The 23,808-nt window shown below is 51.5% G+C and carries 19 protein-coding genes; 3 read left to right on the forward strand and 16 right to left on the reverse strand.

Translation table 11 applies throughout. The features are described from left to right. The first annotated feature begins 40 nt into the window (after positions 1 to 40). Positions 41 to 1,429, forward strand: coding sequence for a mandelate racemase/muconate lactonizing enzyme family protein (locus PBA01S_RS09455; RefSeq protein ID WP_085169796.1), 1,389 nt, complete (start codon positions 41 to 43; stop codon positions 1,427 to 1,429). An 87-nt stretch (positions 1,430 to 1,516) separates the two neighbouring features. On the opposite strand, the gene PBA01S_RS09460 is transcribed toward PBA01S_RS09455, so the two are convergent. The 4 genes from PBA01S_RS09460 to PBA01S_RS09475 all read right to left on the reverse strand — a co-directional run bounded on the left by PBA01S_RS09460 (position 1,517) and on the right by PBA01S_RS09475 (position 5,706). Next, positions 1,517 to 2,500, reverse strand: a complete 984-nt coding sequence (locus PBA01S_RS09460) for a mannonate dehydratase (protein WP_085169795.1) — start codon at positions 2,498 to 2,500, stop codon at positions 1,517 to 1,519. 25 nt (positions 2,501 to 2,525) lie between these two features. After that, the gene (locus tag PBA01S_RS09465) at positions 2,526 to 3,860 is read right to left on the reverse strand and encodes an ABC transporter substrate-binding protein (protein WP_036699372.1); all 1,335 of its coding nucleotides are present in this window, start codon (positions 3,858 to 3,860) and stop codon (positions 2,526 to 2,528) included. A gap of 65 nt (positions 3,861 to 3,925) precedes the next feature. Next, entirely contained in the window at positions 3,926 to 4,753 is an 828-nt protein-coding gene (locus PBA01S_RS09470; protein ID WP_036699374.1) for a carbohydrate ABC transporter permease, read from the reverse strand. Beyond that, positions 4,750 to 5,706 carry a carbohydrate ABC transporter permease gene (locus PBA01S_RS09475; RefSeq protein ID WP_028537968.1) on the reverse strand — a complete coding sequence of 319 codons (957 nt, stop codon included), beginning with the start codon at positions 5,704 to 5,706 and terminating at the stop codon, positions 4,750 to 4,752. The genes PBA01S_RS09470 and PBA01S_RS09475 overlap by 4 nt, the downstream gene beginning before the upstream one ends. A 288-nt stretch (positions 5,707 to 5,994) precedes the next feature. On the opposite strand from PBA01S_RS09475, the gene PBA01S_RS09480 reads away from it, so the two are divergent. After that, a complete protein-coding gene (locus PBA01S_RS09480) occupies positions 5,995 to 6,903 on the forward strand; it encodes an RraA family protein (protein WP_127575856.1) in 909 nt (302 codons plus the stop codon). A gap of 50 nt (positions 6,904 to 6,953) precedes the next feature. On the opposite strand, the gene PBA01S_RS09485 is transcribed toward PBA01S_RS09480, so the two are convergent. The 8 genes from PBA01S_RS09485 to PBA01S_RS09520 form a co-directional block, all read right to left on the reverse strand. Continuing rightward, positions 6,954 to 8,129 carry a helix-turn-helix domain-containing protein gene (locus tag PBA01S_RS09485; RefSeq protein ID WP_127575857.1) on the reverse strand — a complete coding sequence of 392 codons (1,176 nt, stop codon included), beginning with the start codon at positions 8,127 to 8,129 and terminating at the stop codon, positions 6,954 to 6,956. Between the two features lie 42 nt (positions 8,130 to 8,171). After that, a complete protein-coding gene (locus tag PBA01S_RS09490; RefSeq protein ID WP_028537971.1) occupies positions 8,172 to 8,819 on the reverse strand; it encodes a GntR family transcriptional regulator in 648 nt (215 codons plus the stop codon). Positions 8,820 to 8,985: 166 nt separating this feature from the next. After that, a complete protein-coding gene (locus PBA01S_RS09495; RefSeq protein ID WP_127575858.1) occupies positions 8,986 to 10,731 on the reverse strand; it encodes a class I mannose-6-phosphate isomerase in 1,746 nt (581 codons plus the stop codon). A gap of 21 nt (positions 10,732 to 10,752) precedes the next feature. Further along, positions 10,753 to 13,215, reverse strand: a complete 2,463-nt coding sequence (locus PBA01S_RS09500) for a glycoside hydrolase family 38 N-terminal domain-containing protein (RefSeq protein ID WP_127575859.1) — start codon at positions 13,213 to 13,215, stop codon at positions 10,753 to 10,755. A gap of 23 nt (positions 13,216 to 13,238) precedes the next feature. Next, entirely contained in the window at positions 13,239 to 14,057 is an 819-nt protein-coding gene (locus PBA01S_RS09505; RefSeq protein WP_028537974.1) for a carbohydrate ABC transporter permease, read from the reverse strand. Between the two features lie 26 nt (positions 14,058 to 14,083). Continuing rightward, on the reverse strand, positions 14,084 to 14,956 hold the full coding sequence (locus tag PBA01S_RS09510) for a carbohydrate ABC transporter permease (RefSeq protein ID WP_028537975.1): 873 nt from the start codon (positions 14,954 to 14,956) through the stop codon (positions 14,084 to 14,086). Positions 14,957 to 14,981: 25 nt separating this feature from the next. Beyond that, the gene (locus PBA01S_RS09515) at positions 14,982 to 16,304 is read right to left on the reverse strand and encodes an ABC transporter substrate-binding protein (protein WP_028537976.1); all 1,323 of its coding nucleotides are present in this window, start codon (positions 16,302 to 16,304) and stop codon (positions 14,982 to 14,984) included. A gap of 72 nt (positions 16,305 to 16,376) precedes the next feature. Beyond that, positions 16,377 to 17,366, reverse strand: coding sequence for an ROK family protein (locus tag PBA01S_RS09520; RefSeq protein ID WP_127575860.1), 990 nt, complete (start codon positions 17,364 to 17,366; stop codon positions 16,377 to 16,379). A 378-nt stretch (positions 17,367 to 17,744) separates the two neighbouring features. On the opposite strand from PBA01S_RS09520, the gene PBA01S_RS09525 reads away from it, so the two are divergent. Beyond that, a complete protein-coding gene (locus PBA01S_RS09525) occupies positions 17,745 to 18,920 on the forward strand; it encodes an ROK family transcriptional regulator (RefSeq protein WP_164744135.1) in 1,176 nt (391 codons plus the stop codon). Positions 18,921 to 18,980: 60 nt separating this feature from the next. Here PBA01S_RS09525 and PBA01S_RS09530 read toward each other — a convergent pair whose 3' ends face one another. The 4 genes from PBA01S_RS09530 to PBA01S_RS09545 are packed head-to-tail and all read right to left on the reverse strand — an operon-like array spanning position 18,981 to position 23,779. Then, positions 18,981 to 20,063 (reverse strand): Gfo/Idh/MocA family protein, encoded by a 1,083-nt coding sequence (locus tag PBA01S_RS09530; RefSeq protein WP_127575862.1) that lies wholly within the window; start codon positions 20,061 to 20,063, stop codon positions 18,981 to 18,983. A gap of 18 nt (positions 20,064 to 20,081) precedes the next feature. Then, complete coding sequence (locus tag PBA01S_RS09535; protein WP_127575863.1) at positions 20,082 to 21,065, reverse strand: Gfo/Idh/MocA family protein; 984 nt, start codon at positions 21,063 to 21,065, stop codon at positions 20,082 to 20,084. A 36-nt stretch (positions 21,066 to 21,101) separates the two neighbouring features. After that, complete coding sequence (locus PBA01S_RS09540) at positions 21,102 to 22,799, reverse strand: extracellular solute-binding protein (protein WP_255315323.1); 1,698 nt, start codon at positions 22,797 to 22,799, stop codon at positions 21,102 to 21,104. A 59-nt stretch (positions 22,800 to 22,858) separates the two neighbouring features. Beyond that, positions 22,859 to 23,779, reverse strand: coding sequence for a carbohydrate ABC transporter permease (locus tag PBA01S_RS09545; protein WP_028537984.1), 921 nt, complete (start codon positions 23,777 to 23,779; stop codon positions 22,859 to 22,861). Positions 23,780 to 23,808: the final 29 nt, after the last annotated feature.

The raw sequence follows: 23,808 nt of genomic DNA on the forward strand, positions 1-23,808 counted from the left end.
GCTGCTGGCTGCAGCCAATCCTTCCATAAGGAGTGATTTCATGGTAAATAAAGAAACGTACGAAGAAACGCTGGCCCATGTCCGTACCTCCTCCAGCCCTTCGGAGCTTCGCATTACCGATATCCGCTTTACCGATATCGTCGGCGGACCGTTCCACAGCAGCCTGATCAAGGTATACACGAACCAAGGGCTGGTCGGCTTCGGGGAAGTCCGCGACGGCGCGGATAAGGTATATGCCCTCATGTTGAAAAGCCGGCTTCTCGGGGAGAACCCGTGCAACATCGACAAGCTATTCCGCCGGATTAAGCAGTTCGGGGGGCACGCCCGTCAAGGCGGCGGCGTCAGCGGACTTGAGATCGCACTTTGGGATCTGGCCGGCAAAGCGTACGGAGTGCCGATCTATCAAATGCTGGGCGGCAAGTTCCGCGACCGAGTCCGCATGTATTGCGACACGGACGTTGTGGGCAAAGACACCGGCAAAGCAATGGGAGAGGCGCTGAAGAAACGGATGGAGGCCGGCTTCACCTTCCTGAAGATGGACCTTGGCATCGGACAGCTCATCAACGAACCGGGCACCCTTAGCGCACCGCTTGGCTTCCTGGAGGACATGCGGGAAATCTCAAAGCGCCGGTACGCCCGAGACAAAGGTGATCTTACCGAGCAAGAGCTTCGTGAAATCAAAAACCGCCATTACGACATTTTCAATATCCCTCATCCTTTCACCGGCATTCATATTACCGAAAAAGGACTCGACATACTCGAGCAATACGTCGCTGAAGTTCGGTCTGTGATTGGCAATCATGTACCGCTGGCCATCGATCACTTTGGTCATATCGGCCTGGAAGATTGCATCAAACTGGGCCGGCGCATCGACAAGTTCAACCTTGCCTGGATGGAGGATATGATTCCGTGGCAGTATACGGACCAATACGCCCGCCTGTCCCGCGCCGTGACGACGCCGATCTGTACGGGCGAAGACATTTACTTGAAGGAAAACTTCAAGCCGCTGCTTGAAGCCGGCGGCGTCTCCGTCATCCACCCGGACGTACTGACAGCTGGAGGCATCCTCGAGACGAAGAAAATCGGAGACATGGCGCAGGATTACGGCGTGGCCATGGCGATCCATATGGCCGAAAGCCCCATCGCCTGCCTAGCAGCGGCTCACGTCGCCGTCGCCACCGAGAACTTCCTTGCGCTTGAATACCATTCCTGTGACGTCGATTGGTGGGACGACATCGTGATCGGCAGCCACCTTCCGGAAAGAATCGTCCAGAACGGCTTCATCACGCTGACGGACGCCCCCGGACTTGGGATCGATGATCTCAATGACGAAGTGCTGGCAGCTCACCTTCACCCGGAAATCGGCGGTCTCTGGGAATCTACAGACCAATGGAATTATCATTATTCTAACGATCGGCAGTGGAGTTAACGCTCTGCTGCTTTTTTTATGTGTTTGTAAAAAAAGGATCGTCCTAACGGCATCTGCCGGTCAAGACGATCCTTCTCTCGAATATCCTTATCGGGCAGCGGAACCTGGGGTCATCTTGGCCGCCGCCTCCATTAAGCCGGTAATATAACCGACGCCAAACAGACGGCCAAGCAGCTCATACCCCGGGTTTTCGTTGCTCTCACCTTCCATCGTTGGCACGTGATCCGGTCTCGCCGGACCGTCAAAGCCTACCTCGTAATACGTCTTCATCGCTTCGAGCATATCCGTCTGACCATCGTCATGGAACGTTTCCTCGAACTTCTCGGGCGTGCCCTTCACGTCGCGGAAGTGAACGAAGAACAGCTTCTGCTGATTGGCAAAATGCCGAATCACCGCTGGAATGTCTTCGCCGGCCGTTGCCAGCGTCCCTTGGCACAGCGTGATGCCGCTGTACGCGCTGGGCACCAGATCGATCGCCCGCTGCAACGCCGCCGCGCTCGTCAAAATCCGGGATACGCCGCGAATTGGCGAAATCGGCGGATCGTCCGGATGAAGCGCCAGCTTCACCCGGGCGGATTCTGCGACCGGAACGATTTTTTCCAGAAAATAATGCAGGTTCTCCCACAGCTGCTTCTCCGTCACGATTCCAGCTTCCGTTAATGGCGCATTCGCCATCAAGCTGTGATCGTAGCTGGAGACAAGCGCACCCCCTCGCGTTCGGGTCGTCGTGGATGTGCGGAACCAGTTAAATTGCGCCATAAAGTTATAGCAAAGTACGGGAATGCCCGCAGCCCCCATATTCACAATAAGTTGCTGAAAAATCTCGATCTCCTCGTCACGGCCGGGCGTCCCGAGCTTGATCTTGTTGCTGGGCGGCATCGATTCAATTACGGACAACGTCAGCCCAAAGTCGGCAAAACGCTGCTTCATCCGGATCAGCGGCATCAAATCCCATGGCTTCTCCGTCTTCTCGTCCCACGGCAGCCCGCTGACCGCATAATTGACGTTCATCTGCTTCGACAAATGCCACAGTTGATCGGGCTGAGTTGAAAGAAATTCCGCAAGCTGCATTTGATGATTCCCCGCTTTCTATCGCTTATTTCCCCGCCTTGGCCGCCAGTTCTTTGCCAAGCTTGTCGATCTTGTTATAGGCCTCTTCAATCGATTGCTGGCCGAATGTCACCGCATCCATCTCCTTCTTATAGGTATCCACCCATTCCGAGAAACCAGGAGCTGGAGAATAAAAAGGCAACGCCTGATCTACAGATAAATCGTAAATTTCCTTCCCAAGCTTATCCTTGGTTTCCAGATTCGGTTCCAGCTTCTTGTAAATATCCGGATTGATTGGAATGCCGCGGGTCAAGCCAAGCACATCTCCTGCCGCTTCATCGGTGATAAACCATTTCACGAATTTTTTCGCTTCTTCCTTGTTCTTTGAATTGGTGCTGACGCTCAGGAAAATCGTGGACTGCGCCCAGCCCCCGCCTGCAGGACCAACCGGCATGTTCACTACGCCTACCTTGCCCGGCATGAGCAGTTCCAGCGCACTGACGGAACCGGTGGTTGCCCCTCTCGTCATGACCACTCCGCTGGCCATCGGGTCTGCCTGCGGATCGTTTTCAAGGAAGGCGGCGGACTGCTCTGCTGGAGGAACGATGTTGTCCTTACGGAACTGCTCATAGGTTTGATAGAACTTCATGAACAGGTCCTTGTCGAGCGTAAACGTCTTTCCTCCATCAGACATAATCGGCGGTTTCCCCATCGCCGTCTGATAATAGTTATAGAAGTCCCAAGTGGTGGTATCGCCGATCGGGTATTTACCCTCCGGCAGCTTGGCGCGGGCGTCCCTTGCCCATTGGAAAAACTCGTCGTACGTCCAGTCCTTATGCGGCAGCGGAATGCCATACTGCTCCAGCTCGACCTTGTTGAAGGCTGTTCCCTGGGCGTTCTGGCTCAGCGGAATGCCGTACAGCTTCCCGTCGATTTTTAGATTCTCGATCACATTAGGATCCACAATGCCAGTTAGGTCAATGTCGGACAAATCCTCGAGCTGTCCCCGGCTGACGTATTCCTGAATATATGCCGCATCCATCTGAAGGACGTCCGTCATCGTCTTGGAGGCGGCTAACGTCGGCAACTTCTGCCAATACGCGTCCCAAGCCATAAACTCTGGTTTGAATTTCACGCCGGGATTTTGCTGCGAATACAAGTCCAGCGCTTTTTGCGTTGCTTCATGTCGCGCGTCCGTTCCCCACCACATGATGCTAAGCGTCTTCTCTCCGCTGTTTCCTCCTGTTCCACCACTCCCGCCGCCGTTTCCGCCAGAATTCCCGCCGGCACGGCTTCCGCCTCCACCGCCGCCGCAAGCCGTCAAGGCCAGCAGCAGCGCCAGCGAGAGTGCGGCGAAGCTCATCCATTTTGCTTTTCTCATCATCGATATCCCCTTTCTTCTTCTCCCGATTTCTATGCGTTAGACCCTTGAAATGAAAAACGAAATCAGCCTTTCAATCCAGTCGTAGCAATCCCCTCCACGAAGTGCTTCTGCGCAAACAGGAAGATCAGTACAGACGGGATGACGGACAACAATGACATCGCCAGCAGCTGCCCCCACTGGATCTCGAACTGGTCAATGAATCCACGGAGCGCCAGCCCCACCGTAAATTTATCCACAGAGCTGAGGTACAGCACCTGCGAGAAGAAATCATCCCAGCTCCAGATGAAGGTGAAAATTGCAACCGTCACAAGCGCTGGCTTAATCAGCGGAAAGATAATCCAACTAAAAATGCCGTAGACGGACGCACCATCAATCTTCGCCGCCATGTCCAAATCCCGGGGAATGCCGCGAATAAACTGAACCAGAAGGAAGATGAAGAACGCGCCTCCCCCGAAGAAATGCGGCAGCACCAGCGGCACATAACTGTCCACAAAGCCAAAGGTGTTAAACAGAATGTACTGCGGAACGACCGTAACCTGGCCGGGCAGCATCATCGTCAGCAGGAGCACCGAGAACCAGAAGCCCCGCAGCTTGAAATCCAATCTGCCGAAGCCGTAAGCGACGATGGCGGCGGTCAGCACACCGCCAAACACGTTCCCCACCTCCATTAACAGCGTATTGCCAAAGAAATGCGCAAACGTGTAATCGTTGGAGTAGTGCCAGCCATGGATATAGTTCTCCCACATCGGCGTCTTGGGCCACAGCGTCGGCAAACTCAACTCCTCCGTCTTCTTCAGCGAAGCGCCAATCCACCAAATCACCGGATACAGCATGAGGAGCGAAAATAACGTAAGGAGCAGATGACTCGTTAACTTGGAGCCCAGCTTCATTTTGAGCCCCCTCCTTCCGATTCGTAGAACACCCAGTAGCGGGAGACGGCAAAGTTAATCGCGGTTAAAATCCCTATGATCGCCAGCAAAATCCAGGCCAGCGCCGACGCATATCCCATCTGATAGTGCTTGAACGCTTTCTCATACAAGAATAAGGCGTACACATAAGTGGAATTGACCGGTCCGCCTTTGGTAATGATGAAAGCGGAGGTGAAGGTTTGGAAGGAGCCGATGACGCCGAGGATTAAGTTAAAGAACATGACAGGAGACAGCATCGGAATGGTGATGCTGATAAATCGGCGGAACTTGTTCGCGCCGTCCACCGCCGCGGATTCGTAAAGTTCCTGCGGAATCTGCTTCAGTCCAGCCAGGAAGATGACCATCGTAGAGCCGAACTGCCACGTATTTAGCAAAATGAGTGTCCCCAGGGAGGTATCCGGGTTCGTGATCCAGCCCACGCCTTGGATGCCAAACCAGGCTAGTACCTGATTGATGTAGCCGTCCAAGCCGAACATGTTGCGCCATAATGCCGCAACCGCGATGCTGCCGCCGATCAGTGAAGGGAAGTAAATCGCTGTCCGGTACAGGTTCATCCCCCTTAACTTCTGATTAAGTGCCATCGCGACAAGCAGCGAGAACAACAGCTTCAGCGGCACGGAGAAGAGTACAAACGTAAAGGTCACGCTCAACGATTTCGTAAAGGTGGAATCATTGGTAAAAATGTTGACGTAATTGCTCGTTCCCGTCCATACCGGATCTTCCAGCAAGGAATAGTCAGTAAACGACAGATAAAACGATTGGGCGATCGGCCATAATGTCAGCAATAGAAAGCCAATCAGCCACGGAGATATAAAAATATAACCGGCCAAGTGATTTGCGCCGTTCTTCACGCGCTTGCGGACGGCGCGTGGAGCGTTTCCTGCTTCATTCGAAGCGTTCATTTGTGCAGCCATCCTATGGACTCCTCCCCTCTTGCGATCCATGATTGAGATTCAGGATGTAGTTCTACTGTATTCGAAGGCGCTTTCATCCATAAAGGTGAGGAAATTATGATATTGTTTGATTTTTTAAAATTCATGGAATTCACTCTCATCCTCCGGCAGTGCCGGTAGGAAAAATTATGATCCAACAGGCAAAAAGCCTTAAGAAAGTCGCATCGACAAAAGAGCCGCCGTCCCTAACAATAGAGTCATATCGAACGGCAAGGCTTCACAATTACCCGGCTAGGAGGAGGCGCTTCAATGAAATTTGATAATCCGGAAGACATCATTCAACTGACGCCGCTTTGGAAGGGCGAACGCTTTGAGAACGGACGTCCGAAGGTACCAGATGACGTCCTGCGAAGAATTCGTAAAATTACGCTGGAAGAAGCATGGGGGCCGCTCTGGCACCGTGGCTATACGTTTCAGTTTGAAGGCGATTTCAAGATCATCCACCCCGATCAGGTGATGGTAGGACGTGCGGTGACGGCTGTGATGGTGCCGAAGCGGCCCGATCTTCACGAAACGCTGCTCCATTACGGTCATGAGCAAGAGGGACGAAGGGGCTTCTTTAACCAATGGGTGATCGATTCTCTGGTCGAGGATGATGTCGTGGTGGTCGATATGTTCGATAAAATCCACCTCGGCACCTATGTCGGCGGCAATCTGTCGACAGCCATCTCTACCCGCACGAAACGAGGCGGAGCTGTGATCTGGGGCGGTATTCGCGATAATCAGCAAGTCGCCGAGATCAAGAACATTAACATCTATTACCGCGGCAGCGACCCGACGGCGATTGGGGATGTCACGATGGTGGGCATGAACGTACCTGCCCGGATCGGCAAAGCGATTTGCCTTCCCGGCGACGTCGTGCTTGGAACACCGGCAGGCGTCATCTTCATCCCTCCCCATCTTGCCGAGCTGACTGTTGAACAGGCGGAGAAATCCCAGGTTCGCGACGTTTTTGGTTTCATCCGGTTGAAGGAAGGGGTCTATACGACCGCGCAGATTGACGCCGCTTGGCCTACCGCATTATGGGAAGACTTCATCCAGTGGTTTCAGAATGATGAGGCAGCCGCCGAATACCGTCATTTGACGTGGGAGAAGGAGCTTGAAGAGGCGCGCCGGAACGAGCAAGACGGCAGCCACCGTTCGGATGTTCGACTGTAGAGACGACTCCAACAAAAAGAAGGAAGCGGGCGCTGTACCGCTTCCTTCTTCTATTTGCTCACCGACTCCCGATATTCGCTTGGCGAGACCCCAACCTTCTTCTTGAAGATTTGACTGAAATAACGGGGATCCTGGTATCCAACCTTCTCCGCCACCTCGTAGTTTTTGTAGTGAGTCGTCCGGAGCATTTCCTTGGCTTTGTCGATCCGGATATCAGTCAGATGCTCAATGAACGTCTTGCCGGTATTCGTTTTGAACAGCAGGCTTAAATAGGTTGGCGTCATATACACCTTCTGTGCCACGCTTTGCAGGGATGCGTGCTGGCATTCCTGCTCCATGTAGTGGATGGACTTCTTAATAATGCTGCGATGATGCTCCCGCTCCTTTAAGCCAGGGGAGGCGACCTTCCACAACCCGGTCAAAAACTGGCTGACATAGCGCTTAAGCTCCTCCAGTGTGCTCAACTTCACCAAGGATGTTGCCTCAAACGGACTGTAAGCGCCTACATTTTGTTCGTCAGCTTGAACCCTTCTTTCCATGCCAACCAACATGCGGATCGTCAGCTCATACATACTTTTAATATCAATTGGACCTTTCTCCAGCACAGCCGAATAGAATCCTTCCACCGCCTCCGTCATCTCTTCTTCCGAATTCGCCGCCCGGAAACGATCATACAATTGCTGCTCTTCCTTAGCCGGGTAACGGTTGACGGGCTCCAATCGGCGAAGCTCCCCATAGTACATCAATTGCCCGCTTCCGCTGTAAAACTTGCTCTGTAACGCCCAAGCCGCCTGCCGGTAAGAGAGGTGAATGTCCCTCAAATGGCTGCATGGCTTCCCCACCCCGATATACACCGGGTGTTCATATTGTTCCCGAAGCACTGCTTGCAGCCGCCCCAGCACTTCCTTGGACACCCATGAGAACAGCAGCCCAATACGTCCGTCACCTGCAAGGAAAGCGATACTGCTTCGCGGCATCTGTTCTTGAAGCGATTTCCGAATGGTCTCCAAATAAGCCAGCTTATCGTAATCATGATCAGCGGGAGTACTCGGCTCCAACAGCGCAATCGTTGGAAACGTGTAATACGGGTTCAGCTGAAGCCGGGTCAAGCATTCCTTCAAGTCTACCTTGGCTTCTGCGCTCCCGGAGACCAAATACCGCAGGAGACGGTCGCTCATCCAGGTCGTGATCGCCTGCTGGTCCAACACTAGACGTTCATTCAGCATACTTTTTCCCCCTTTTGAAAAACAATGAACGTGTGCATGCACCTAATCCAAATGAATGAACTTGTAAGCGTGCATGTGCTCGATAAAGGCTGCCTCCGCCGCCTCGCTGTCCCCGGTCCGGAGGGCATCAATAAGCCGCCGATGCCAATCGGCCAACATTTCCGTCGTATGATGCCGATTCGAGATGGCCATGAAGCGCATCACCTTCGTCCGCATATGGTTCCATAGCTCCAGGATGGCTTGATTGTCACAACGTTTATAGAAGAAACCATGAAAATCCATATCTAGCTCGAGAATTTGCAGCGTGTCATTCTGCTCGACGGCCTTCTCCAGGCGCTGGATCATCGCTTCCAGTTCCTCGTAATCCGCCTCCGTTAAGGTTGGCATCGTCGTGCGAACCGCGTAGCCCTCGATGATTTCCCGGAGGATGAACAGATCTCGAATCTCCTTGGACGTTATGTTGGACACCACCGACCCCTTGTTCCGAATCCCGGTAATTAATCCTTCCTGCTTCAACCGTTCCAGCGCTTCCCGCACCGGCGCCTGACTCACTTGAAATTGTCTTGCGATCTCGAGCACAAGCAGCCGGGTTCCGGGAGCCAATTCCCCAGTAAGAATTTTGCTCTTTAGACTTAAATAAATTTGTTCGCTGATGGAATTCACCAACGGGACGATTTCATTGCTTGGCATCCTTCTCAGTCTCCATTCGATTATCGTTTATCGATTATCGATAATTTGATTTGTTCCATTGTATGAGAGCATCTGCGCATCTGATACCGATTTTTGGATAAAAAACAAAAAAAGTCCGCGAAGCCTACGCCTCACGGACTATAATCAATTTTTAATTCGTGCGAACCTAACGAACCGATGCAACGATAATCATGACCTTCTCCCCTTCTGACACTCCCGAAGGCCAGATCGAGTAAGTGCCAACGGCTGCCGGGACAATCACCGTCTCGGCGTAATGGACCTCAAATGGAGGAAAAGCGTCGGTCTTACTATAGATCGTAATTTGCCCGCCTTCTACGAGATTCAGCACCTGGACGCTGTCGTTACATTCCATGTCGATCGACTGCGAGAAGGTGTACCGGAAGGTCTCGATAAATTGCCGGGAATGCAGGCCGGTTCGCTCCACTTTACGGTGTTCCGATTCCTCCAGCACTTCCTCCTGATGAATAAGATTCCCCTTAACCCAAGCGGTGTCCCAATCCCATTGGATATTCTTCAGCCCATGCTCCAGATGGGTAGGTCGAGGAAGACCATCCAGGCCTACACGTCCCCAGTCCCATAGCTTAAAGGTAAAAATATACGGGGTCGCGCTAATCTCCAGCACCATCGTGTCCTTGCCTGAGCAGTGGATCGTCCCTGCAGGAATCAGCAGATGATCATGCTTTTTGACCGGGATTTTGTTCACATACTCCTCGGCCGGGAAGGGCGCCTCTCCACTTTGAGCACGGTACAGATCGCTCGCCATGCGTTCGTGGTCCACCTGTTCTTTGAGTCCCAAATACACGAAAGCCTCTCCGTCTTCAGCTGCGTCCAAAATATAATAACTCTCATCTTGGGTATAGTGCATGCCAAACGTCTGCTGGATATATCCGGTCAGCGGATGAACCTGGAGCGACAAATTCCCGCCCCCCATGGTATCCAGCAAATCAAAGCGGATCGGGAATTCCGCTCCGAAGCGAGCGTGTACCCGCTCCCCTAACAAAGCACGGGGGCAGAACAGCACCAGGTCCATCGCCGGAACTTCCATAGTAACGTTTCCGAACCGAAACTGAAGGCTGTTCTCTTCCGGCACCCCGTCGAAGCTCCAAGCATAGTTTGGCGGTCCATCGGGAAGGCCGAAGTTCTCCCGCATCCACTGCCCGCCCCATACTCCGGGATCAAAATAGGGCTTCAGACGGAACGGCCGCGAAGCCGCCGATTGAAGAGCTGCGCAAAAAGCGTTCCCGGTAACCATGTTGGGCTGCTCCGGCTTGGTGGTTTCCATCAGATAATCCAAGCTTCCCAGCAACTCGGCTTTATGCCGGTCCGCGATGCGCCATTCGACAAAGAAGCCGCGTTTATATTTTTCTAGAATAGGCGCATCGGGATTGTCAGCCAGCCAGTTGGTCATTCCCCGGCGATAGCGCAGCTGGATCTCCCAACGGGGCAAATCGAGGTATACGAGCAAATCCCCTTGGGTGACAAGGGAGGCGCCGGTTCCGTAAAGAAATACCGGGCCATCGGATCGTTTAATTTCCTCCCGCAATGCATCCAGGGAGGCAGGATCAAAACAATGCTCCAGCTTGCCGTAAAACATCACCCCAAACACCGGGTCCGGCGGAAGACTGGGAGCAAGAAGCTGTTCCAGCTGCTCCGGCGGCAACAAGCACGTTTCGCAATCCAGCATCCGCGCTGGAGACAAAAGCGCCAGCTCCCGGGCCACTTCTTCTTTATCCGTGCCCGGATAACAATCAAACACAAACACACGGTGTTGCTTCATTTGCTGCCTCAGCTCTTCCCGAATGGCTTCCCATCCCGAAAAAGCATGGTCATCCCAGCCCGGGATGTCCACTACCGGCTCCAAGTCGTAGTTGCGGTACTTCGTGTTGTTCATATCCCAATGCTCCTCAACGATTTAGATGTAGAATGCGAGCAAGCCCTCGTTATAAGCCTCGCAAAGGCGCATTGCCGCTTCGGTGGTCTGTTTTTCCTGGCTGGACAGAGTAAACGCAAATTCATAAAACCCGCCCAAATCGACTTTGAAGTTCGTCTCCCAGTAGTTGTTCATGACCCAAGCGAAGGTCTCCCCACGGTTCAGCTCCCAATTGTTGCCGTCGCATAATTGGATCGGCTTCGCTTCCAGAGGGCCAAACGTCAGCAACGGCGTGTCTTTAACTGCGACCAGCACCTGCCGTTCGCCGGCTTCCATTACCAATCCGTTCTGGATCATATAAAATTCCATATTGCTGCCAGGCAGCTGATCGATGCCCGGGCGAAGGATGCAGCCGGTTTTGTCTACGTACTTCACCTCTTCATCCCCTGCCGTGAACGGCAACGACACATAAAGGTTTTCCGGGTCCCACACACTATCCTTGTGGACGCGCACCATCGCTTCGATTTTGTTGATGTGCCGGTACAGCTTCAGGAACACCTTATAGAACCGCGTGCCCTCCAGGCTGTAATCGAGCTGCAGCGAGACGAACAACGGCCCGCTCTCTACAATCTGGATATCAGTCAGACGAGATTCATACCGCCGGGTTGCCGGCGATTTACGGTTGCGCCCCATCCGCCGACGCTCCTCTGTCGGAGAGGTGCGGATATCGGTCACTTCGTAAATGCCGCTAAACGGGGCATAGGCTGCGTCCTGCCGAACCAGATTCTTCCCGCTCTTCCGATCGATTATCGAAGTAATTCCCCGCTTTTGATCGAACTCCACCCGGTAGAACGCCGTCTCCACGCAGGCCACATCCTCGCGCAGCGCCCCAGGCTGCAGCACATCCTCGACCCCCTCCGCGCCAATATGAGCGTGGCTTTGGGAGGTTCCATTCTGATAGCGGCCGGTTGCACGCACCCCAACGTTGCGTTCCTCCTTCGGTTCCAGCTTGAGCGGAATTTCAATCTCAAAAGCTCGGGCGATTCTTTTCACCTGGTGCGGGATCACTTCGTTAGTCGTCAAATCAAACACTTCGATAGGAACATCCAGGCTGTAGTTCAACCCATCAACATACTCCCAAAACTCAATATAGATTTTGGCAGTCGTCTCCAGCGAAATGTCGTGGGGATTGATAATTCGATAGCGCTGCGGCCGATCTTGGCGGATGGCTACCTCCCCTTTTTTCGCTAATATCCGATCCAGGTTATCTGCCACCTCGGTGTTGCCATTAATGGCGTAAGCCGATTTCTTGTGCTCCAGTTCCCCCACCAGAGTCTCCCAAGGTTCCGATACGGAGGAGGAATACCCCCAGGTGTGCTCGCTGTAGAGGATCAGATTTTCCGCCGCTTTCTGCATCAACTCTGCATCCCCCAAAGTGGCATCGGGATCCAGCTTTTTGCAGAGATCGTACTTGCGTTGCCCCTCCCGATACACCTTGACAACCGCCGGAGTGGAGCCTACGCCGTCCGCCCACCAATCGTTCCAATCGCCTTGGTAGACCGGAATGTCCTTCCATTCTGTTTCCAGATGATCAAAAAATTGATCCAGCGTTACCATCTGGAACTCCAAGGTTCCGGCGTACTTCCGGTTCAGCAAGTCAACCCGTTCCGCGATCTTCACGTTGGGCGGCGCATTGTCCGTGATCGCTCCCGAAACCATGAATGGCACAAAATCACCGGGATACCCTTCAGCCTCCAGGTTCTGCAGGTAACGCTCCAGTCGTTCATCGAGAATGGCCAACTCGACTTGCTCGGTATCCTCGGGGCTGGTGGTAAAGAGCTGATTGCCACGAATCTTTTTGCCTATTTCATCAAAAATCATATAGGTCGAAGCTGCGTGCGGTGAGAAGCAAAGCTCATTGCCAAAGTGGTAATGCTCCCCGTTCCAAACGAGTACCTTCTTCCCAGACGGCCCTTGCCAGTAAAAAGGGGTCTGCTTTTTGTAGAGCGGGAACATGCCGTGATGGGGATGCAGACAGGAAAACAGACGCTCCACGCCGCACTCCTGCAGCACGTCGGCATATCCCCAGGCAAACCCATTGATATCGGCGCTCATTCCGCTGCGGATGGGATAACCGATCTGCTCACCGTACGTCTTGGCTTGTATCGTACAATCGTAAAGAATATCTCGACTAACCAGCTCGGTTAAATTCAAATAGTTGCCAGAAAGGCCAATTCGCCCTTCTCGCACGTATTTTTCAAAATCTGCAATATAGTCCGAAGGCGCATGGGCATAGAAGTTTTTGACCTGCCAATGATTTTCGCACTGCCACACAAATCCTTTGCGAGCTTCATTACCGGTGCGGTCAATCTCTCTCAGAATATCCACGGCCTGTTTGATAAAATCGCAATGATAATGGATGATTTTGTCCTGTCGCTCGGTGTAGCCAATATCGGTGTGTGAATGATGAATGAGGAATACCTTCCAGTTCTTTGACAGTTTCATAAAGCCACTCCGTTCCTTAAGAATTACTTGCTCTGATAGGCATAGCCAGCTTCAAAATGTTTGTTCAGCAAGAAAAACAGCAGCAGCGTAGGAATCGATGCGACCACGCAGGCCATGAGAATGACCGGTACATTCGCTTTGTCCATTAAGGATATGGCAGCCATCACCGGACGTATCTCCCGGGATTTCGTGAAGGTCAGTCCAAACATGAGCTCGTTCCACACCCAATTGAATTGGGTCAGGAAGATCACAGCCAGCGGGGCGGTCGACATCGGGACAAAGATATGCCCTAAAATCTGCAGGCTGTTACAGCCATCCATTTTGGCCGATTCACAAATTTCCTTCGATATGCCAAGAAAATAATTCCGAAGCACAAACATGCAGAAGGGGACGCAGATAGCCGTATAGAACAAAATCATCCCCAGTTGGGTATCGTACAGCTTCGTGGCGGTCAGTCCCTTGTAAACCGGAATCAAATAGATCTGGAACGGGAAGATCGTTCCGCTGTAGATAAAGAGGAACCAGAACATCGGCCGTTTGATCTTGAGATGGGAGATCGCATAGGCGGCCAGGATGGCGATGAGGACGGCGGCCCCTGCCGAAACAGAGGCATACAGGAAGCTGTTGACCATCCCCTTCACCATACCAAAAGCGCTGGCAATCCCTTTTAGATTTTCGGCCAAGTTTATTCCCTTCGGCAGATCCCAGAAGTTCCCCAGATTATATTCCTGCTTCTTCTTAAAGATCCCGATGAAGGCGAACACCGCCGGAAATATCCAAAAAACGGATAGAATGATCAGTACGGTATTTACGGCGATGCTTCCTCGGCTTACTTTTTTCATAGGATGGGTTCTCCTTTCTCGCTTCCTCAGACCGTCCGGTCGGTGTCTCCGAAGGTGTTGCGGATATTAAAATAGGAGACGATCAGGATCATGACAGTGAGCACCACAGCGACTGCCGCACCGACACCAAATTTCCCGTGGATAAAGGACTCCTGGTACATCGTCAACGCTAACGTTTCGGAAGTCCGGTAAGGCCCCCCTTTTGTCATGACCCAGATTGAATCAAACACCTTAAAGCTGTTCACCAGAGACATGAGCAGCACCACCACCGTAGTCGGCTGGAGAAGCGGGAAAATCACCTTCGTATATAGCTGAATCGTCCGCGCGCCTTCGATCTTGGCGGCTTCAATCGGAGAGCTGGGAATGGTGGTCAGCCCGGTGATGAATAGAATGGTGTTCAAGCCAACGCCTTGCCACGTTCCCATCAAAATCATGATGAACGTATTGACATACGGGATGGCCAGCCAATCGCGAACCCAGCTCTTGAATCCCAGTAAGCCGAACAACTGAGGAATGCCGTATTTCGAGAGAATGGCCACCATGATAATGCCGCCAATGGTGCTCGACAGTGCTGTGGGATAGTAGAAAATATTTTTGAATCCGCCAACCCAGGAACTGTTCTTAATGAAAACAGCCAATAGCAGCGGCAGCGCCAACGTAAATACAAGAGAAAACACAACCCAGATCACGGTGTTCATGAGAGAGATTTTGAAGTTCGCATCCTGAAACAGATGGCGATAGTTCTCTATGCCCACGAACCGCATGGCGGAAAATCCATCATATTCATAGAAACTCAAACGAACGGTATACACGATGGATGTGGCAAAGAATACGGCAACCAGCAGAACCGCCGGCAGCAGATAAAGGTAATTCGTCCAAGCAATGTTGCTCTTCTTCAAAGGAACCCCCTCACTCCGTCGTAATTTAACCGAATACTTCATCCGCCTTGGCCTGAATCGTATTCAGTACATCGTCAATATCCGCGCCGCTGTACATAAAGCGAGAGAGCTCATCAATGGCTGTATTGCGCAGATCCTCAGGGGTATTCTCATAGAAGCGAAGCAGAAGCTGGTACTTGGAGGAATCTCCGGTCATATCCAAAATGCGCTGAATGGTCCCATTTTCCACGGAGATCGAACTAATGTTGGCAATGCCGAGTTCACCCACCATCACCGTTTGGGTACCCGGTTTGTAGAAGCCGCGCAGCGCAGCGAGGGCCTGTTCTTTGGAGGAGCTAGCCTCAGTTACTACAATTGGCGAAGCTTCAAAGAAGATCGTCCCCTTTGCACCATTTATGCTCGGCAGGATAAAGGCATCAACATTCGTTCCAGGCTCCATGCCGAAATCGTTCTGTAAGCCCGTTACGGTAGGACTATCATCCAACATCATGGCGACGACGCCTGTCGCAAATTCTTTATGGAGGTCACTGTAGACGATGGGCTCTCCGAAGTAGCCTTTATTAAACATGTCTCTCCAGATCGTCATCACTTCCTTCACAGCTTCATCCGTATAAGGCTTGGTGCCGTTGCAAATATCGATATAGAGCTGCGGATCGTAAGCGGCAATCAATTGCTGGAACCAGATGAAGCTGGCCCACGAGTCGTTCTTCAAGCCAATTGGGGTGACACCGCTGGCTTTGATCTTCTCGCAAGCCTCGAGAAACTCTTCGAATGTCGTTGGAACAGCCACGCCGGCAGCCTCAAAAACTTCCACATTATAGAGCACAGACATGTAACGGAGACTATAAGGCGCTGCGTAGACCTTCCCATCCACCGTGAAAGCGTCCTTGATATCTGCGGAAACACCATCGGCAATGTAGTTATCCCATTCCGCAGTCAAGTCTGCCAGCTTGCCGTTTTTGGCCAGTGTTTCTAATTGCGGGCCGCTCCACCAGGTGAACAGGCCAGGAGCCCCGGGGTCATCAATCGTTTGTTGGATGGCCGTTTGATAGGCTGCTACATCAGGGTAATTGGTTAGCTCGATCTCGATCCCCGAATCGTTCTTCCAAGCTTCAGCCAGCCGAGCTGCCTTTTCCGCATCGCCCAGTTTATCCAGCCAAAAGTCTACTTTTCCGCCAGTCTGTGCAGGCGGATTCTCGGAAGCAGTTGTATCTCCGGTATTTCCGGAAGTGTTTCCAGAAGGATTTCCAGAGGTGTTATCGGCGGCGTTCCCGCCACCACATGCTGCAAGGATCCCCGTCATAAGGAACATGGTAAGAAATAAGGACATCATTTTTTTGCCAGACATCGTTTTATCCTCCCCTTGGTTTGATCTATACAATGACCCCGCGGCACGATGTGCATCAAGCGGGTTTGTAGACTAAACGCGTTGAATTCCTTGCTTCACCACTGTTGCCTGATACCCATGCAAGTAAGCTGCGCCAATAAGTCCGGCATCATTGTTTAGTTTGGCAATCGTAATTTGCGGCAGCGGAACTTGTTTGCAGTACACCCCTTTTTTGACATAAGCAAGGATGGGCTGTAACAGATAGTCGCCTTCACTGCTAATTCCACCGCCAATCACAATCATCTCAGGCTGAAAAATATTAATGATGTCGATAATCCCCTCTGACACATAATAGAAGTATTGATCCAGCAGCTTTAAGGCTGCTGAGTCGTTGAGTCTGGCTGTATCAAAGATGTTCTTCCCGTTGAATTGCCCGGAACGCCTCTTCACTTCGGCCAGTAGGGACTCCGGAAATTGCGCCGCCATCTCCTCTGCCATCCGAATCAGCGCCGTGATCGAAGCGTAGGATTCCCAGCAACCACGTCGCCCGCAGGTGCATGGTACGCCCCCGGATACAATGACCTTGTGTCCAATCGCATTAGCCGCTGAATTAAAACCGCTGTGAATTTGCCCGCCAAGGATAATCCCCCCGCCAACTCCAGTGCCCAGCGTCACGGTAACCGAGGAGCTTGTTCCTTGGGATGCTCCACAGAGATACTCGCCCAATGCAGCGCAATTGGCGTCGTTGTCGATATAAACTTCCTTGGGTACATAGCTCTGCAGCGTTTTGACTAGCGGGACATGCTCCCAGGCAATATTGTTGGAGTAAATCACTTCTCCCTTTTGCTGATCCAAGATTCCCGGGCAGCCAAGGCCAATCGCCTTAACCTCATCAAGTTGGATTCCAGCTAAGTCCAGAACCGAGTAAATGGAATCCGCGATATCACGCAACACCTCCGTATAGGGCCGTCCCCCCCTTGTATCAAAACTTACCTTTGAAAGAATGGTCTGATCCTCTCCTACCAGCGCACATGAGACCTTCGTGCCGCCAATATCCACTCCTATCCGCATAGCAAACTTCATCACTCCATTCGTATCCCCGCAATAGGCAGAATTCTTGATGAACTCGGTTTATATAACCTTTAATAAACTGCGACACCTTACAGGAATATCAAATAGTAAATATCTCTTACTAACTGGATTATAAAACCGCTTTCAACGGGATGTCAATACAAAATGGGCAAATTTAAATCATAATATTTTTTCTTTGTTATGGGACGAAAACTTAATCCAAGCGCAATTAATATCCTACACTTACTATTCATCATCCTATTAGTGATACAAATTAGATACTTTTAAAAAACTCTTATGGTACGATCCCGATGTAACTGTGATATAATACGAGTAATATACTTTCGAATTGTAAAGGAATACCTATTCTTACATATGGAGATGGCAGCAATGCGAGGCGTAAATCATCAGAATATGATCGAAACGAATAAGTTTCTCATCCTAAAGACCATTGCTACATGTGGTCCAATATCCAGAATCGAGCTGAGCAAAAAAACGCAGCTAAGTAAAATGACCATCACTTCGCTGATTGCTGATTTTTTGGAGGAGGGCATTGTCCGCGAATGCGGGACAAGCGCTTCAACGTCAGGACGGCGACCGACCTTGTTGGAAGTGGTGCCCGACAGCCTGCTTACGCTGGGCATCAGTGTGGGGCGGGACTATTTACAGGTGGGAATAATCAACCTGACCGGTGCGATCGTTCTGCACAACCAAGTTCCGATCGGGCAATTCACGACGGAGGACAGCTTTATTAGCGGCTTGTTAGCCATGTGCGAGGTCATCCTCCAGAATGTCCCCATCGAGAAGGTCTGGGGCATCGGGATCGCGAGTATCGGCCCGATCAATATGACGGAAGGCGTCATTATCGATCCGCCGGATTTTAATATCGACATCATCCATATCGTTCCACGGTTAAAAGAACGTTGGAACCTTCCTGTTTATATCGAAAACGATATGGCCGTATCCGCCCTGGCAGAGATGTATTACGGAGACGGGAATCAGTACAGCAACTTCGTGTATGTGGGGGTAACCGCAGGGATCGGCGGAGGAGTGATTCTTGATCAACGCTTATATAGCGGCACGAATGGGCTCGCTTCGATTATTGGCCATATGATTGTGCAGACCGACGGGGAGCTATGCGCTTGTGGGCAGCGCGGTTGTTTGGAGGCGATGAGCAGCGTTCGCGCCACCCTCCACTGGGCACATCAGAACGGCGCGCCGCACGATATGGATTGGATGCAGCTTCTGATTAAGGCCGAAGCCGGTGATGCGATCTGTTCCGCTGCATTGGAGCGGATGAAGCATTATCTTTTGAGCGGACTGATTAACATCGTACACCTATATGACCCGGAATGTATTTTTATCGGAGGCGACTTATGGTTTGCCAAGGACCCGCTGTTTCAATATTTTGAGCAGGAGGTAAATCACCGGATCATCGCCGCAGGCAATCGCCGCAAAGTCCAGATCGCACGTTCGAAATTCCCCGGAAATGCGTTTTTTATCGGCACTGCCGCCCTCGTCATGGAAAATAACCAAGAGTACCGCAGAGTAAACGGAAATGGATAAGGCACATCAGCCAATCAAAAAAGTCCGCGAAGCTTACGCCTCACGGACTTTTATTACTACTTATTCCTGATCAAAATAAACGATCTTCCCCGTTTCCGCGGATTGATAGACCGCCTCCAAAATCTGAGATACGATCATCGCTTCCCTCGGTTTCACGAGAGGTTCCGTGTCGTTGACGATGCTATGAATCCATTGTTTCGCTTCATACTCGAAATCGGTCAGCTTCTCCCCGCGGAACAGTTCTCTCGCGTTAGGATCGACATCGATTTCATTCACGAACAAGCTTCCGTCTCGTTCGCCATTGATCCGCAGCTTACGATTGTTAAAATCCGCTCCGCCCTTCGTGCCGCACACCAAATTGCCTGAGTCATCCGCAATATTTAAGGCCCAGCTCGTTTCGATGATGACCGTAGCTCCATTTTTGAATTTCACGTAGCCAAACGCGGAGTCTTCGACTTCGAACTCATTCGGATCCCAAGAGCCCCATTCGTTTGCGGCATTTTCGGTGTATTTCAGCTTATGGAACACACTGCCGACGACGCTTTCCGGTTCATAATTATCCATTAACCAGAGGATCAGGTCCAGGGAATGAGTTCCGATATCGATCATCGGGCCGCCGCCTTGCTTCTCTTTATCCAAGAACACGCCCCAGGTTGGTACACCTCTTCTGCGAGTAGCCACCGCTTTGGCGAAATAGATATCTCCCAGTTCGCCATTTTGGATCATCTTCTTGAGCAGTTGGCTCTTGGCGCTGGATCGACTCTGGTAACCGACGGTGAGCTTCTTACCGCTTCGCAAGTGAGCTTCATACATCGCTTTTGCCTCAGCACCCGTGACCGCCATAGGCTTCTCGCACATGACATGTTTGCCGCTTTCGAGCGCATCGATGGAAATCGAGGCATGAGAACTATTGGGGGTTAACACATGTACAACCTCGATCTCTTCCAGCGCCAGCAGATCCTTATAATTCGTGAACACCTTGGCATCCGGCGTACCAAATTTCTTCGCGGCAGCCTCAGCTCTTTCCGGGATCAAGTCGCAGAAGGCTACCATCCGCACATTGTCCACCTTCGCTAAACTCGGCATATGCTTGTCATTGGCAATGAGTCCGCAACCGATGATCCCTACTTTTACCGTTCTCATCCTTCCCCCTCCTCCGCGCTACCTGAACTCCACCGTTCGATTTTCCTTGTGGGCGATATAGGCCGCCTCCAGAAGCTCTGTTAATTTCGTTCCATCTTCCAGTCCGAACGGCATCGGCTTATCCTCAAGCAAGGCATCCACCCATTGAACGATCGGGAGCGGCTGCGCTGCAGGGAGCTGTGTTGGCGATATCCATCCGGAGAAGGGGGAATCGAACTGCTTCGAAATGACTTTCACGTTCGAATCCGAGATGATCAACGTGCCTTCCGTACCGTAAATTTCAAGCGCAGAAGGAGTTCGATACGTCACCAGGCTGGTTTCGACCAGGGCAACCGCGTTGTTGGCAAACTCAATGGAGCATTGTGCATTATCTTCCACGGCGCGCTGAGTGAAGTAATGGAACATGGAGGTGATCCGTTTCGGCTTCCCTAAGTACCAGCTGGCGAGATACATGGGGTGACACCCTAAATCCATCATCGCCCCGCCGCCGGCTTGCTTCTCATCATACCAGTACTCCGGCAGCCAATTGTTTAATGCCCCGTCATGCCCGTTCCGAATACGGAGAAGCGTCACATCCCCTAGGATTCCGTCATCGATCAGCTGCTTCGCGAACATTTCCTGCGGTCTCGTGCGGGCCGGGAAGGAGATACAGAACTTAACGCCGGCTTCACGTACCGCTGCCGATATTCGCTCACATTCCTCCGTGGTCAGCGCCATCGCTTTCTCGGTGAAAATATGCTTGCCGGCTTGCGCCGCAGCCACCATGACATCAGCGTGCATGCTCGTAGGGGCATCCACCACTACCCCATCCACATCTTCCCGCCGCAAAAGAGTGTCCAGATCCGCCTCAAAGTCCGCACTCAATCGGGCAGCCCATTCCCTTCCGCGTTCAGGTTCTTCGTCCCAGACCGCGGTAATCTTCACATTCCCATGGGACTGTAACACTCTGGCATAGTCCTCTGCATGCACATGCCACTTACTTAACATCGCCACGTTTAACATCCTCGTTCCCTCCTTCATCTTCAGGATGAGTAAGGCTTAGAACCCTACATCATCCCGCTCTGCCGCTTTTTGCGCCACAAACGCCGCCATTTCCTCTACGCCTGCATCTCGGAATTTCTCTTGAGTTTTATGCAAAATATTTAGAGCTTCTTGATCCGACGAGGCAAACAGGGCTTTCTTAAATTCATCGTCAAAATTCAAGCTGCTGGTCTTATTGATAAACTCGTCATACTTCGGCCATTCTCTCGCCAGGTAGCTCGCGCTAACCTTGTCGATGATCTTGATCGGCATTCTGGCCGAGAAGCTCTCCTCCAGTTTTTGCCACTGCGTTTTTTGGTCTTCTGGAATCGGCCAAGTGACGGAATCAGAGAAGGCGCCAATGAATCTTCCCGGAAGGAAATTAAGCCCTGCGTCTCTCTTCAGATCCGGGTTCTCATCAAATTGCTTCTTCACATCCGGAATCCATTGCGGAATCCCATTTTCCAGCGTATAGTGCGTCCCCTCAATACCGTAGTAGGCCAATAAACGACCTTCCTCACTGTTTACGTAATCAATGTAACGCAATGCTGCATCAGGGTCCTTGATGTTCGCGCTTAAGAACAGGACAGGGAAGCCGGAACGTCCCGGTTTCTCTACTTGCGTCCGAATTTCACCGCGCTTATTCTTCATCGGGCCAAGCAGCTCGTATTGCATTTCCGGATTCGTCTTATACAGCGTCTTAGACAACTCCGCTAACATCGGTTGCGCACCGAATACAGCGAGCTTACCTGTCGTCAGCTTTTCGTTCGCCGTTGTGCTCGTATTGCTGAAGGCTTCAAGGTCAAACAGCCCTTCGTTCAGCAACTTTCTCATGTAGAGCAGCCGTTCTTCATGATCCTTGGATTGCGTCCAGTGGATCAGCTTCCCGTCTTCTTCACGATAGTCGGAGATGTTGTAATCGGACCAACCGGCAAGGAATTGGCCATAGTCCCAACCATTCCACATCGTACCTGCCGGAATAACCGGCTTGCCGGCAATATCCTTAAATCCGCCGTCTCTGATCTTAACCAGCAGATCATACAGCTCTTCTTGCGTGTCGATCTCCTCGGCTTTGACATTCAGTGCCTTCAGAATATCTCCCCGGGCAAAAAGGCCGTAGTTCCAGTTATGAATGCTCTCAGGGGTTCCGTCTGGAGTTTCGGTAGGAATGAGATAGGTTTTTCCTTCAAAATCCGGGCTGTTCAGATCGAACTCGTTAAAGTCTTTCGCGATCCCGGTTGTCACAAGTCTTTTTACATTCGGATACTTATCCAGATAAGGTGTTAAGTCCAGAATCTGGCCTTCCATGGCCGCTTTCTTGATAACTTGTCCTTCTCCCCCGGTCGTTGACCAGAATGGAGCATTCACGATATCCGGAACCGTACCGGAAGCGAAGATGGTGTTCAATTTCTCTACTTCGCTGGTCGTAATCGATTCCATCTTTAAAGTGACCCCGGTTTTTTCCCGGATTTTTTGAGCTACGGGATTATTCTCCTGATCTTGCGGGAAAGCACCTCCGCCGCCGTTCCAGGCGCTGAGGTACGTTAAGGTGACAGGCTTAAATTGTTCAGCACCCGTCTCACTCACGTTCCCCGGTTCATTCGAACCCGAGTTAACCGTGCTCGCCTCCTTAGTCCCGCCTGACCCTGCGCATGCTGTCAGCAGGATAGCGATCAGTGTGATGATAAAACCGCTCCTCAACCCGTTCTTGCTCATACTCTACTCCCCTTTCAATGAACATTTTTTTATATAAAAGGCTTCACCTTTTATACCAACTACTCCTTAAGCGAACCAACCAATACACCTTTTACGAAATACTTCTGAAGAAATGGGTATACACAAATGATCGGTGTGGTAATGATGATGACGAACGTCATCCGCAAGGCTTCCGGAGTCACTCCTCGCAGCTCCAGCTGGGATTCGGTCATGTTCTGAATCGCAGAACCGCTGTTCCCCGACGACGAAGTCATCGACTGGAAGGAAGCTTCACTAATCATTTTGTTTAGAAAGGTCGCTGCAGGGTGTAATTTTTCATTTTGGATAAAAAACTGCCCCGTGAACCAGTCATTCCACACCCCGACCCCAACAAACAAGGCAATGGTCGCCAGTACCGGCATCGAGAGCGGCAGGATGATTCTGGCGAATACGGATAATTCGCTGGCACCATCAATCCGGGCCGACTCGGACAAAGCTTCAGGAATTCCGTCAAAGAAGGTTTTCATAATAATCGCGTTAAAGAAGCTGTAAAGGGAAGGCAGCACCAATACCCAAAACGTGTTGAGAATGTGGATTTGCCGGAACAGAATAAAGGTCGGGATCAAGCCCCCGCTGAACAATGTGGTGAAGAAAAAGAAGAAGACGATATACTTTCGGCCGGGCAAGCCTTTCCGTGACAGCGCGTAGGCTAGCAAAGCCGTCAATAATACCGAACCAACCGTTACAATCACGGTTCGGGCGATCGATACATAAAACGAATTTAAGATCAATGGATTGGTAAACGCTTTTGCATAATTCTCTAAAGTAAAGACTCTCGGAAAAAAGTAGATTCCGCCCTTCATCGCGTCGTAGCCGTCATTAAACGAAAGGGCAAGGAAATAGATAAAGGGATACAGCGCCGTGGCGCAAAATATAAACAACACCGAATAGTTAAGCACCATGTAAATTCGGTCCGCCGACGTCAGCCTTTTCGCCCCCATGCGCACAACCTCCTCATGCTTGCCGTTGG

This window comes from Paenibacillus barengoltzii NBRC 101215 (assembly GCF_004000745.1).
GTDB lineage: Bacteria > Bacillota > Bacilli > Paenibacillales > Paenibacillaceae > Fontibacillus > Fontibacillus barengoltzii.